The sequence below is a fragment of the Streptomyces sp. NPDC024687 genome (assembly GCF_055559055.1).
The window spans coordinates 597021-610136 of the sequence record NZ_JBVHLJ010000005.1; the positions used below are offsets into that span (position 1 = coordinate 597021).

At 70.2% G+C, this 13116-nt stretch carries 11 protein-coding genes; 4 read left to right on the forward strand and 7 right to left on the reverse strand.

Annotation, left to right across the window (positions count from 1 at the left end; all coding sequences use genetic code 11):
* Positions 1-10 precede the first annotated feature (10 nt).
* From ACZ39I_RS22915 to acs, 5 genes are all read right to left on the reverse strand, one after another.
* Positions 11-196 (reverse strand): hypothetical protein, encoded by a 186-nt coding sequence (locus ACZ39I_RS22915; RefSeq protein ID WP_078936341.1) that lies wholly within the window; start codon positions 194-196, stop codon positions 11-13.
* A 127-nt stretch (positions 197-323) separates the two neighbouring features.
* Complete coding sequence (locus ACZ39I_RS22920; RefSeq protein ID WP_352387799.1) at positions 324-1265, reverse strand: alpha/beta fold hydrolase; 942 nt, start codon at positions 1263-1265, stop codon at positions 324-326.
* Positions 1262-1768: a phage holin family protein gene (locus ACZ39I_RS22925; protein ID WP_007383673.1), complete on the reverse strand. Its 507-nt coding sequence runs from the start codon at positions 1766-1768 to the stop codon at positions 1262-1264. The genes ACZ39I_RS22920 and ACZ39I_RS22925 overlap by 4 nt, the downstream gene beginning before the upstream one ends.
* A gap of 93 nt (positions 1769-1861) precedes the next feature.
* Positions 1862-3280 (reverse strand): Na+/H+ antiporter NhaA, encoded by a 1419-nt coding sequence (nhaA, locus tag ACZ39I_RS22930; RefSeq protein ID WP_467246268.1) that lies wholly within the window; start codon positions 3278-3280, stop codon positions 1862-1864.
* 151 nt (positions 3281-3431) lie between these two features.
* A complete protein-coding gene (gene acs, locus ACZ39I_RS22935; protein ID WP_467246166.1) occupies positions 3432-5390 on the reverse strand; it encodes an acetate--CoA ligase in 1959 nt (652 codons plus the stop codon).
* A 213-nt stretch (positions 5391-5603) separates the two neighbouring features.
* Between acs and ACZ39I_RS22940 the strand changes: the two genes are divergently transcribed.
* Both ACZ39I_RS22940 and ACZ39I_RS22945 read left to right on the forward strand, forming a co-directional pair.
* Complete coding sequence (locus ACZ39I_RS22940) at positions 5604-6248, forward strand: RNA polymerase sigma factor (protein WP_467246167.1); 645 nt, start codon at positions 5604-5606, stop codon at positions 6246-6248.
* The gene (locus ACZ39I_RS22945; protein WP_467246168.1) at positions 6245-6808 is read left to right on the forward strand and encodes a hypothetical protein; all 564 of its coding nucleotides are present in this window, start codon (positions 6245-6247) and stop codon (positions 6806-6808) included. The genes ACZ39I_RS22940 and ACZ39I_RS22945 overlap by 4 nt, the downstream gene beginning before the upstream one ends.
* A gap of 47 nt (positions 6809-6855) precedes the next feature.
* Here ACZ39I_RS22945 and ACZ39I_RS22950 read toward each other — a convergent pair whose 3' ends face one another.
* On the reverse strand, positions 6856-9267 hold the full coding sequence (locus ACZ39I_RS22950) for a SulP family inorganic anion transporter (protein WP_467246169.1): 2412 nt from the start codon (positions 9265-9267) through the stop codon (positions 6856-6858).
* Positions 9268-9564: 297 nt separating this feature from the next.
* Between ACZ39I_RS22950 and ACZ39I_RS22955 the strand changes: the two genes are divergently transcribed.
* Positions 9565-10842 (forward strand): hypothetical protein, encoded by a 1278-nt coding sequence (locus ACZ39I_RS22955; RefSeq protein WP_467246170.1) that lies wholly within the window; start codon positions 9565-9567, stop codon positions 10840-10842.
* 41 nt (positions 10843-10883) lie between these two features.
* Here the strand turns inward: ACZ39I_RS22955 and ACZ39I_RS22960 are convergent, their stop codons facing one another.
* A complete protein-coding gene (locus ACZ39I_RS22960) occupies positions 10884-11870 on the reverse strand; it encodes an ATP-binding protein (RefSeq protein ID WP_467246171.1) in 987 nt (328 codons plus the stop codon).
* Between the two features lie 101 nt (positions 11871-11971).
* Between ACZ39I_RS22960 and ACZ39I_RS22965 the strand changes: the two genes are divergently transcribed.
* Positions 11972-12796, forward strand: coding sequence for a Fic family protein (locus tag ACZ39I_RS22965; protein ID WP_451472938.1), 825 nt, complete (start codon positions 11972-11974; stop codon positions 12794-12796).
* Positions 12797-13116 lie beyond the last annotated feature (320 nt).

The window sequence follows — 13116 nt, forward strand, 5'->3', positions numbered from 1 at the left end:
GGCGGGTGCGTCAGCCTCGGGGGTGACGCAGGCGCACCGAGACCCAGCGGGCCCGGCGGCGCAGGATGCGCGGGATACCCACCCTCAGATCCGTGCCGCCCGGAAGTTGCGGGGCACCGCCCTGATGGTGGGAGCTCAGAGCAGCGCCCGAGCGTCGATTGCGTGCCGCGTCACCGTAGTCGTGCGTCCAGCCCATACCCGGACGTGTGCCCCCGCCCCAAGGTCGATAACCGCCCCCACGCCCCCCAATTGGCCTATGCGCCGGGCAAGTAACCGTTCGTGTGACAGGCGTTCAGATCCGGACACCTGGCGCGGCGAAACGGTCACCGATCGGGTTCGGGATCCTTCAGCCAATTGATCAGTTCTGTCGAGAACGCGACCGGATCCTCCTCGTGCGGGAAGTGCCCCAGCCCGTCGAACAGCCGCCAGCGGTACGGCGCTTCGACGTACTCCCCGGACCCGGCCGCACTGCGCGTGCGCATCACCGGGTCGAGCGAGCCGTGCAGATGCAGGGTCGGCACGCGGACGGGCCGCTTCATGCGCCGGTTGAACTGGATCCCGTCGGGACGCGCCAGGGAGCGCACCATCCAGCGGTACGGCTCGACCGAGCAGTGCGCCGTCGAGGGGATGCACATCGCCCTGCGGTACGTCTCCACCACCTTGTCGTCCGGCAGCCGCGGGCCGGACCAGTCCCGGATCAGCTCGGCGACCAGCGCGCCGTCGTCCGCGGTCAGCCGCCGCTCGGGGACCCAGGGCCGCTGGAACCCCCAGATGTAGGAACCGGCACGGGTCTGCTTGACGTCCGAGAGCATCGCCGAGCGCCAGCGCCGGGGATGCGGCATCGAGGCGACCGCGAGCCGTCGTACCAGCTTGGGACGCATCGCGGCCGCCGTCCACGCCAGATAGCCGCCCAGGTCATGGCCGACCAGGGCGGCGTCCGGCTCGCCGAGCGAGCGGATCACGCCGGTGACGTCGAGGGCGAGGTTGGCGGGGTCGTAGCCGCGCGGGGTGCGGTCGCTGCCGCCGACGCCACGCAGGTCCATGGCCACGGCCCGGAAGCCGGCGTCGGCGAGCGCCTCCAGCTGGTGGCGCCAGGTCCACCAGAACTGGGGGAAGCCGTGCAGGAACATCACGAGCGGTCCGTCGCCCAGTTCGGCGATGTGGAAGCGCGCGCCGTTGGCCGCCACGTCCCGGTGCGTCCAGGGACCGTCGGGCCGTACGAGAGAGGCGGGCTGCTGCGCCGAAGAAGCGGCGGGATCGGTCATGACGACGAGCGTGCCACAGCCTCGATGGCCTTCGCGTTGCGGACCCGCTCCTCCAGGACCTTGGTGTCGCTGTCGGCCCGCGGGTGGGGCTTGGCGTTCTGGAGCACGCCCGCCGTCTCCTTCATCGACGCGGCGACCTTCTGCGGGCCCTTGCTCTTCTGCGCCTTCTTCGCGAAGACGACACCGATCAGCGCGAGGACCAGCGCGACGAGGACGTTGGCGGCGAAGGACAGCAGGAAGCAGACCGCGAGGTTCCAGTCGCTCCAGGTCCGGATGCCGTACGCCAGGGCGAAGTTGAGCATCGGCAGGGAGAACAGCAGGACCCCGCCGGCCACGCTGAACGCGCCGCCGCTCATCGCGCCCTTCTTGACGTCCTGCTTGAGCTGCGCCTTCGCCAGCGCGATCTCGTCGTGCACCAGTGCCGACATCTCGGTCGTCGCCGAGGCGAACAGCTGGCCGATGCTGCGTTCGGCGCCGACCGGGCTGCCGTCGGGTGCGCTCATCGCGGTCTCCCTCTTCACTGCCTCTGAATGGGCCGTGGCTATGTGTGGGTCGTGACTGTGTATGGGCCGTGTCTTTTGTACCGTCCCGTCAGATCATGCCCGACGGTGGTCCTCCTCGCCTGCCCCGCCCGTCACTTCGGCAAGCCGCTCGGCCGTCTTGCGCTCGGCGATCCGGCGGTGCTCGGCGGCCTTGCGGTCGTAGATCGCCGCCATGCGCAGGTGGTACGCCGGGTCGTCCTCCTCGTAGACGTCCGGAATGCCGTCGAGGTCCTCGTCGCGCTCCTCGGTCTCGTACAGCCTGCGGTACTTGGCGTTGCGCAGCTTCAGCAGCACGGTCGCGAGGGTGGCCGCGATGAGCGAACCGAGGAGTACGGCGGCCTTGACCTCGTCGGTCAGTGTCGCGTCGCCGTCGAAGGCGAGCTCCCCGACGAGCAGCGACACGGTGAAGCCGATGCCCGCGAGGGTCGCCACCGCGAACACGTCGGCCCACTCGAGGTCGTCGCTGAGCGAGGCCCGGGTGAAACGGGCCGTCAGCCAGGTCCCGCCGAAGATGCCGAGCGCCTTGCCGAGGACCAGCCCGAGCACCACGCCCAGCGTCTCCGGCCGGGTGAACACCTCGCCGAGCGCGCCGCCGGAGATCGAGACACCCGCGCTGAAGAGGGCGAACAGCGGGACGGCCAGGCCCGCCGAGAGCGGCCGTACGAGATGCTCGATGCGTTCGCCCGGGGAGACCTTCTCGTCCTCCTGCCTGGTGCAGCGCAGCATCAGGCCCATCGCGACGCCCGCGATGGTGGCGTGGACGCCGCTGTTGTACATCAGCGCCCAGATCACCAGCGCGAGCGGGACATAGACGTACCACCCGCGTACGCCCTTGCGCAGCAGCGCCCAGAAGACCGCGAGGCCGGCGGCCGCGCCACCGAGCGCGGCGAAGTCGATGTCGGCGGTGAAGAAGACCGCGATGATCAGGATCGCGAAGAGGTCGTCGACGACGGCGAGTGTCAGCAGGAAGGCGCGCAGCGCGCTCGGCAGCCAGGTGCCGATGACGGCGAGCACGGCGAGCGCGAAGGCGATGTCGGTGGCGGTGGGCACGGCCCAGCCGGCCAGGGAGCCGCCGCCGGTGAGGTTGGTGAGGGTGTAGACGAGCGCCGGTACGGCCATGCCGCACAGGGCCGCGACGACGGGCAGCGCGGCCGCCTTGGGGTCCTTCAGGTCACCGGCGACGAGCTCGCGTTTGAGTTCGATGCCGGCCACGAAGAAGAAGATCGCGAGGAGTCCGTCGGCGGCCCAGTGGGCGATGGACAGGTCGAGTCCGAGGGCGGCGGGGCCGAGGTGGTAGTGGCTGACGCTCTCGTAGCTGTCCTGCAGCGCGGGGACGTTGGCCCAGATCAGCGCGGCGACCGCGGCGACGAGCAGGAGCACCCCGCCGACCGTCTCGGTGCGCAGCGCGTCCGCGACGAAGGTGCGCTCGGGCAGGGAGAGACGTCCGAGGACCTTAGGTGTGGGCGCGGGCATCAGGGGGACCTCCGGTCGGTGGGCAGGGCTGAGCTGTTCGCCGACCAGACTTCCCGGCACACCATGAGGGTCACTTTGTTTTGTTTAGCTTAGCTAAAAGGGGTGCCGGGCGCGTTCCCACGCCCGGCACCCCCCTCGTTCAGGAAGCCGGTCAGTCCTCGCTGGGCGAGGCCGGCAGCTTGGCCTGGATGAGGTCCATGACCGTGGAGTCCGTCAGCGTGGTGACGTCACCGAGCTGGCGGTTCTCGGCGACATCCCGCAACAGCCGGCGCATGATCTTGCCGGAGCGGGTCTTCGGCAGCTCGGCCACCGGCAGGATCCGCTTCGGCTTGGCGATCGGCCCGAGGGTGGCGCCGACGTGGTTGCGCAGGTCGGCGACGAGGCCCTCGTCCTCGGCGTTCGCCGTGCCGCGCAGGATCACGAAGGCGACGATCGCCTGCCCGGTCGTCTCGTCCGCCGCGCCGACCACAGCCGCCTCGGCGACCGAGGGGTGGGAGACGAGCGCCGACTCGACCTCGGTGGTCGAGATGTTGTGGCCGGAGACCAGCATGACGTCGTCGACGCGGCCCAGCAGCCAGATGTCGCCGTCGTCGTCCTTCTTGGCGCCGTCACCGGCGAAGTACTTGCCCTCGAAACGCGACCAGTAGGTGTCGAGGAAGCGCTGGTCGTCGCCCCAGATGGTGCGCAGCATCGACGGCCACGGCTCGGTGAGGACCAGGTAGCCGCCCCCGCCGTCGGGGACTTCCCGGGCCTCGTCGTCCACCACGGTGGCCGAGATGCCGGGCAGCGGCGTCTGCGCGGAACCGGGCTTGGCCGCGGTGACCCCCGGCAGCGGGGAGATCATCATCGCGCCGGTCTCGGTCTGCCACCAGGTGTCCACGATCGGGGTGCGGTCGGCGCCGATGTGCTTGCGGTACCAGATCCACGCCTCGGGGTTGATCGGCTCACCGACCGAGCCGAGGACACGCAGGCTGGACAGGTCGAACTTCGCGGGGATGTCGTCGCCCCACTTCATGAACGTACGGATCGCCGTCGGCGCCGTGTACAGGATCGTCACCCCGTACTTCTGGATGATCTCCCAGAACCGGCCCTGGTGCGGGGTGTCCGGCGTGCCCTCGTACATGACCTGGGTGGCGCCGTTGGCGAGCGGGCCGTAGACGATGTACGAGTGCCCGGTCACCCAGCCGACGTCGGCCGTGCACCAGTAGACGTCGGTCTCCGGCTTGAGGTCGAAGACGGCGTGGTGGGTGTACGCGGTCTGGGTGAGGTAGCCGCCGGAGGTGTGCAGGATGCCCTTCGGCTTACCCGTCGTACCGGACGTGTAGAGGATGAACAGCGGCTGCTCGGCGTCGAAGGCCTCGGGGGTGTGCTCGGCGGGCTGCCGGTCGACGATCTCGTGCCACCACACGTCCCGGCTGTCGTTCCAGGCGACCTCCTGGCCGGTACGGCGGACGACCAACACGTGCTCGACGTTGCCGGCCTTGTCGGCGGCCTCGTCGACGGCGGGCTTGAGCGCGGACGGCTTACCGCGCCGGTAGCCGCCGTCCGAGGTGATGACGACCTTGGCGTCAGCGTCCTGGATACGGGTGGCGAGCGCGTCCGCCGAGAACCCGCCGAAGACCACGGAGTGCGCGGCGCCGATCCGGGCGCACGCGAGCATCGCGACGGCGGTCTCGGGGATCATCGGCATGTAGACGGCGACCCGGTCGCCCTTCTGGACCCCCAGTTCCAGCAGGGCGTTCGCGGCCTTGGAGACCTCGTCCTTGAGCTCGGCATAGGTGATCGCGCGGCTGTCGCCCGGCTCGCCCTCGAAGTGGATGGCGACCCGGTCGCCGTTCCCCGCTTCGACATGCCGGTCGACGCAGTTGTACGCCACATTGAGCTCGCCGTCCTTGAACCACTTGGCGAACGGCGGGTTCGACCAGTCCAGGGTCTCGGTCGGCTCCTTGGCCCAGCTCAGTCGACGGGCCTGCGCGGCCCAGAAACCGAGTCGGTCAGCCTTGGCCTGCTCATACGCCTCCGCCGTGACGTTGGCGTTCGCGGCCAGGTCGGCGGGGGGTGCGAACCTGCGCTCTTCCTTGAGCAGGTTGGCCAGGCTTTCGTTGCTCACGGCATCTGCCTTTCCCAGGGTGTCCGTTGTGTCCCAGGCCACAGCTCATCAGACCGGGGGTGCGATGACAAGGGTCGACCGGAAATTGGTTTAGACCTGTGGGGGTCGAGTCCGTCGGCCATGGTCATCCGTACCCACGTACGCCGACCAGGCGGAGTTCAGTGCCTGTAACGCCTTTCACACTCCCGCCCAAGTACGGGTGAAGCGTCGCCGATGTCCGGCGCACCGACGCTCGACGAGAAGGGAGCCCGAGTGGAGGGGATACGGGGCGGTCCGCGGGCCGCGGCTCGCGACCCACAGCTCTTCGAAGAGTTCTACCGGCGCCATGTGGACGCGATGACGTCTTTCGTGGCCCGGCGTGTCGCGGACCCCCACACGGTCGCCGACCTGACGGCCGAGATCTTCCTGGCGGTCCTGGACTCCGCCCACACCTACCGCCCGTCCCGGGGCAGCGAGCGGGCGTGGCTGTACGGCATCGCGCGCAACGTGGTCGCCGGGGAGCGCCGTCGGGTCGCCCGCGAGACCGACCGCGACCGGCGCATCTCGGGCCGGCGGCTGCTGGCGGCCGACGACATCGCCCGCCTGGAGGACAAGCTCGACGCCCAGAGCCCGGGCCGCCGCGCCCTGGCCGCACTGGAACGGCTCCCCGCGGGGGAGAGAGCCGTCCTGGAACTGGTCGCGGTCGACGAACTCACGGTCGGCGAGGCCGCGACGGCGCTCGGGATCAGCCAGGTGGCGGCGCGTGTACGGCTGCACAGGGCGCGCAAGTCGCTGCGGGAGCAGGCGGAATCACAGGGTGGAGAGCTGTACGGCAGCTTTCTGTCGTACGTCACGGAAGGAACCGGGGGAGCGACATGACGACGAGGACGACATTCGAGGACCGGCTGCTGGTGGAGTTGCAGGGGGAGATCGAGCGGCGGGAGTCCGAGCCGGTGCCCGCCGCGCGGCGCGCTCTGCTCACCGGTCGCCGGCTCGCCCTGGCCGCGGGGGTCTGTGCGGCGGCCGGGCTCGCGGTGGTGCTGTCGCCGGGGACGCCGGCCGGGTCTGCGGCGTATGCGCTGGAGCGCCATGAGGACGGAACCGTCACGCTCACCGCCCATGAGCAGTACATCGATGTCGAGGACCAGCGTGAACTCGCACGGGAGCTGCGCCCGAACGGCATCGAGGTGGAGGTGCAGATCCTGCGCCCCGGCTATGGCTGCAAGGGGGACACGGTGCTCTGGGCACACACCTCTGAGGGCGGGGTGGTCCCGCTCTTCACCCTCCAATGGGCCCGGAAGATAACCCTGCACCGCGGCAATGTGCTGGTCTTCGTGAACTTCAACGACGGGGCTGAGCCGCACAAAGTCGACGTCTATCCGACCGAGGCCGATGTCGAGCCCTGCGTTCCGATGAAGCCGACGCCGAGCGGGTCCTAGCGAGCGGGTGGGCGGCCCCTCTATGAGGGGCCGCCCACCCGCCGGACTCATGCCGGCAGGTCCGCCGCGGCCTCCACATGACCGAACAGCGCGTCCCCGTCCGTCTCGGTGAGCAGGTACGCCTGGGCCTCGCCCACGTGGAAGTACATCCCGTGCAACTCAAGCGTCCCCTCCCGCAGGGCCCGGGCGACCGAGTCATGGGCGCTCAGCTGCTCCAACTGCTGGACCACGTTGGTCAGACACAGCTGTTCGACCGCGTCGGCGGGGGCCCGCCCGGCGAGCCTGGCACTGGGCCCGCTGCCGTCGGCCATCCGCTCCAGGCTGGGCCGTCCGTGCCGCAGCCACCGCTGCAGCGGGGTCCGGGCGTCGCCCGGCTCCGAGGTGAGCAGCGCCTGCATGGCCCCGCAGCCGGAATGCCCGCACACGGTGATGGAGCGCACCTTCAGCACGTCCACCGCGTACTCGATCGCGGCCGCCACCGAGTCGTCCCCGCTCTCCTCACCGGGCAGGGGGACGAGGTTGCCCACGTTGCGCACCACGAACAGGTCGCCCGGACCACTGGAGGTGATCATCGAGGTGACCAGCCGCGAGTCCGCGCAGGTGAGGAAGAGCTGGTCCGGCTGCTGGCCCTCACGCGCCAGCCGGGCCAGCTCACCCCGCACGATCGGCGCGGTGTTGCGCTGGAACGCGCTGATGCCACGCGCCAGTTCAGACCCGCTCGACTCGCGGGATCCGCCCGGAGCCTGCGCGGCACCGGGTGCGCCGGACGCACCGGCCTGTCCGGCGGGCTGCGTGGTGTAGGGGCGCTCGCACTGGTGGTTGCGCCAGGCCGTCCAGGGGCGGCAGCGGCAGTGGTCGGAATCGGACAGCTCGGCGATGCGCGTGCCCGGTCTGCGCCCGGTCAGCTCGACGGAACCGCCCTGCGCGGTGTGCGTCTTCTGCCAGTCCTGCAGCGATTCGTACGCCGCGTGGTCCATGAACGACCCGTCCAGCTCCACGACGGCGTCCGCTCCCTGGGGGACGAGATGCAGGGCCCGGCTGAGCCGGGGCACCGCGAGGAACGTCAACTGCCCTCGGACGTGTACGTGATGGACTCCTTCTCTCTCGCAGTGGGTGATCCGGGTGCGGGTGAGACGGTGCAGGGCGACTCCGACGGCGACGGCGATGCCCAGCGACACGCCCTCCAGGACGCCGAACACGACCACGCCGAGGGTGGTGACGGCGTACACCAGGACCTCTCGGTGGCGGGTCACCGTGCGGATGTGGTGCAGGGACACCATCTGGATGCCGACGGCCATCACCAGGGCGGCGAGCGAGGCGAGCGGGATGAACTCGAGGACCGGGACCATCAGAAGCGCGGCGATCACCACGAGAACGCCGTGCAGCATCGTGGAGTTCCGGCTGACGGCACCCGCCTGGACGTTCGCCGAACTCCGCACCGCCACACCGGCGACGGGCAGTCCGCCGAGGGAGCCGGAGACGATGTTGGCGGCGCCCTGTCCGAGCAGTTCGCGGTCCAGCTCCGAGCGGCCGACGCGCGGTCTGCCACCTGGACCGGTGCTCGCGGCGAGCAGGTCGGGTCGGCCGGCCGCCAGCTTGTCGACGGCCACCGCACCCAGCAGCGACTGCACGCTGCACACCAGCGTGGTGGTGAGCACGGCGGCGACGAGCCCCAGCACGGGCCCCTCGGGCAGTCCGGCCAGGGCATGGCTGCTCCAGGACGGCAGATCGACCTTCGGCACGGCGAGCCCGGCGAGGGAGGCGGCGGTGGTGGCTCCGGCCACGGCCACGAGCGCCGCCGGGATCCTGCGCAGGAGCCGGCCTGCCCGGCCCGGGATGCGCGGCCAGAGCAGGAGCAGCGTCAGAGTCAGCGCGCTCACCGAGACGGCGGCGGGCTGCAGGTGCGCCAACTGCGCGGGCAGGGCGCGGAGGTTGTCCAGGACGGAGCTCTGCGGGGTGCCGCCGAGGACGATGTGCAACTGGGCGACGGCGATGGTGACGCCGATGCCGGCGAGCATGCCGTGCACGATCGCGGGGCTCACGGCGAGCGCGGTGCGGGCCACCCGCAGGCAGCCGAGGCCGAGTTGGGCCACTCCGGCGAGGACGGTGATGGCGCAGGTGGTCCGCCAGCCGTAGCGGTGGATCAGGTCGGCGGTGACCACGGTGAGCCCGGCGGCCGGGCCGCTGACCTGGAGCGGGCAGCCCCCCAGCCGGCCGGCGACGATCCCTCCGACGGCGGCGGCCACGAGGCCGGCCTGGAGGGGAGCGCCGGTGGCGAGGGCGATGCCCAGGGACAGGGGCAGGGCGATCAGGAAGACCGCGATCGAGGCCGACACGTCGGCGCCCGCGATCCGGAAGCGGCGGGGCGGGGTCGGCGGGGGGCTGTGGGCAGGGTGGATGCGCCTCGTGTGGTGCGAGTCGCTCGGGTCGGTTGCTCGGGTGGGAACACAGGCTGACATTTTTCCCGTCTCCTCCGGGGCAGCGCGGTCGCGGAACAGGTGGTCCCCCGTCGATGGCGGGGGTCGGGTCGCGGCCGTGGGTCACGGCGTGCAGCGGCGGGATGAATCAACGCTCGGTAAATGGATCGTAATGCAGAGTAAAGGGCTGGCATAGACTTTCCGGGCAAATGGGTTAAGCGCCCACCTGAATGGGTGAAGTGGCAATTTCATCGGCTTGTCGTACTAATTCCTCCTCGGTCCCATGCGAACTTGGCGGCGCTGTCGTTGCCCCGAGAGAAGGAAGAAGGTGGGCGGAACATGGCCGCCACCCACAGGATTGCCGCGGGAGCCGTGGTCGCCGCGGTCTGCGCCGCCTCGCTCGCCGGTTGCGCGACCGGCGCCGACGTCTCCGACGGAGGAGCCGCCGGCCCGCAGAAGGTGAAGCCCGCCCAGGTCCCGCCCAAGCGGGTGTTCCGTCTGATCGGTGACGGCTCCACCGCGTACACCGGAGCGCAGCCGCACCTGCCCAGAGCCCAACGCCTCAAGCCCGGTCAGAAGCCTCCGCAGTTCGTGGTGTTCTCCTGGGACGGCGCCGGCGAGGACAGCCAGAAGCTGTTCTCCCGTTTCCGTGCGGTCGCCAGGGCGAACCACGCCACGATGACGTACTTCCTGAGCGGCGTGTACATGCTGCCGGAGGACAAGCGCGACGAGTACAAGCCGCCGCAGCACTCCCCGGGCCGCTCCGACATCGGCTTCAACGACGAGCAGGGCATCGCCGACACCGCCAGGCAGCTGCGCCTCGCGTGGCTGGAGGGCAACGAGATCGGCACCCACTTCAACGGCCACTTCTGCGGCAGCGGCGGCGGGGTCGGCCAGTGGTCGGTCGAGGAGTGGAAGGACGAGATCGCCCAGGCGAAGAGGTTCGTGAAGTCCTGGAAGACCAACACCGGGATGACGAAGGCCTCCCCGCTGCCCTTCGACTACGACAAGGAGCTCATCGGCGCCCGCACCCCCTGCCTGGAGGGCCAGAAGAACTTCATGAAGGCCGCCCGCGAGCTGGGCTTCCGCTACGACACCAGCGGGGTCAACGAGCAGCTGTGGCCGGCGAAGAAGCAGGGCCTGTGGGACCTGTCGATGCAGCTCGTGCCCTTCCCCGGGCACTCCTACGAGCAGCTCACCATGGACTACAACTTCATGGTCAACCAGTCCGGCACCCGGACCCAGGGCGACCCCGCCAAGTACGAGTTCTGGGGCGACCAGATGCGCGACGGCCTCCTCAAGGGCTTCCACCGGGCCTACGACGGCAACCGTGCGCCTCTCATCATCGGCAACCACTTCGAGTCCTGGAACGGCGGCACCTACATGCGCGCCGTCAAGGAGACCATCGAGCACGTGTGCAACAAGCCCGACGTGCGCTGCGTCTCCTTCCGGCAGCTCGCCGACTGGCTGGACGCCCAGGACCCGAGGACCCTGGAGAAGCTGCGCGCTCTGAGGGTCGGCGAGGCGCCGCAGCAGGGCTGGCCCGCCTTCCTGTCCGGCCGACCCGCCCCGGCACCGAAGGGCGTACCGGGGGCACCGGCGGCCAAGCGCCCGTAGTCGGCGGGCGGTTGCCCGCCGCATCGGACAGCGCGGCTGCTTCAGACGCTCGCGGCACTCACCGCGCTCTCGCCGAGGACGAACGAGGGGTCGATCTGCGCCGCCAGATCGGCCCCCGTGCGCTCGTTGCCCCAGGACCGGGCGTTCTTCAGGTGGAAGTGCACCATCTGCTGGGTGTAACGCTGCCCGTCACGCAGGTCGTACGTCGCGTCGGCGGCCGTCCGCAGCTGGTGCAGGGCACGCCGGTTGACATCCTCCAGGAGCGCGAACCGGGGCGGCCGGCCCTTCTCCAGAGCGCGCACCCAGTCGGAGTGCCCGACCGTCACCAACAGGTCGTCCCCGACCTCGGCGCGGAGGAAGTCGAGGTCGTCCCGGCCCTGCACCTTGTTGCCGACGACCTTCAGGACGACGCCGAAGTCGCGGGCGTACTCCTTGTACTGGCGATAGACGGAGACCCCCTTCCGGGTCGGCTCGGCGACGAGGAAGGTGATGTCGAAGCGGGTGAACATGCCGGAGGCGAAGGAGTCCGAGCCCGCCGTCATGTCCACCACGACGTACTCGTCCCGCCCGTCCACCAGGTGGTTCAGGCAGAGCTCCACCGCCCCCGTCTTGGAGTGGTAGCAGGCGACCCCCAGGTCGGCGTCCGTGAAAGGGCCGGTGACCATCAAACGGACGATGTCGCCGTCGAGTTCCACCGGCGTGGCGCAGGCGTCGTAGACCGGGTTGTCCTCGCGCACCCGCAGCAGCCGCGAGCCCTCGCCGGGCGGGGTGGTCTTGATCATCTCCGCGGCCGAGGCGATCCGCGGATTGGTGCCGCGCAGGTACTCCTTGATCAGCGGCAGCCGCTCGCCCAGGGCGGGCAGCGCGGCCGCCTCCGCCTCGTCCAGGCCGAGCGCCGGCCCCAGGTGCTGGTTGATGTCGGCGTCGACGGCGATCACCGGTGCTCCGGTGGCCGCGAGATGGCGGATGAACAGGGAGGACAGGGTCGTCTTGCCGCTGCCGCCCTTCCCGACGAAAGCAATTTTCATGTTCACCAAGAGTAGTTGGCCAGTAGCTGTATGTGGCAGTCGGGCGTGAAGAAGACCACTCCATCGAGGGGTGTGCCGCTGGGTTGCGTAATGTCGTACTCATGAGTACGACAGGCGCGAACGCCGATCCGCTCGCGGCCCTGGGCTCGCTGCCCGGCGTGGCCGAGTCCGTGGAGTCCGTGCGCAAGTCCGTGGACCGGGTCTACGGACACCGTGTCATGCGGCGCCGCAGCAACGAGATCACCTCCGAGGCCGCCCTGCGCGGCGCCCGCGGCTCGGCCGCACTGTCCGGCGCGGACTGGGCTCTCGAAGAGGTGCGCCGACGCTCGGACTTCGGCGTCGACGACGAGTCGCGGGTCATGGGCGCGGCCCTCAGGCTGACCGCCGAGGCCGGCCAACTGCTGTCCATCTGGCGGCAGTCGCCTCTGCGGGTGCTGGCCCGGCTGCACCTGGTCGCCGCGGCATCCGACCGCGACGAGATCGGGCGTCCCCGCCAGGCCGGCGAGAGCGTCGACGAACCGCTCATCGAGCTGCCCCTGCCGGGCGCGGCCGAGGTCTCGGGCCGACTGGAAGGTCTGTCCGAGCTGATCATCGCGGGCGGTTCGGCCCCGGCGCTGGTCACGGCCGCCGTCGTGCAGGGAGAGCTCCTCGCCCTGAGGCCCTTCGTCTCCCACAACGGCCTGGTCGCGCGTGCGGCCGCGCGGATCGTCCTGGTCGGCAGCGGCCTCGACCCGAAGTCGGTCTGCCCCGCGGAGGTCGGTCACGCGGAACTGGGCCGCGCGGCCTATCTGGCGGCGCTCGACGGCTATGTCTCCGGCACTCCCGAGGGCATGGCCGCCTGGATCACCCACTGCGGCAGCGCGATCGAACTGGGTGCGCGCGAGTCCACGGCGGTGTGTGAGGCGCTCCAGCGGGGAGCGGCGTAGAAGGGCGGCGCAGAACCCCTGGAACAGGGTTGCGGCGGTACGAGGACTCGTACCGCCGCTGGCATGTTCACCGTGTTACCAAGCGTCCTCGAGATATTGCCCATCAGGTCGGGAACTTTGCCCGTCCCTGGTGCGGCTGGCCCGTAATCGACGGGTCGACGTCGCGTGGGTGCCCGGTGTTCATGCTCGGTCCGTGGGGCCACATGCGTTTTTAAGGTGATCCTCTCGGATGTCCTTGGTCTCGCGGGCCGTTAACCCCTTTGTACTCCTGGACCCGGGCAAGCGGAACCCCTGGCATCCGTTCTTTACTTTTGGTCTCA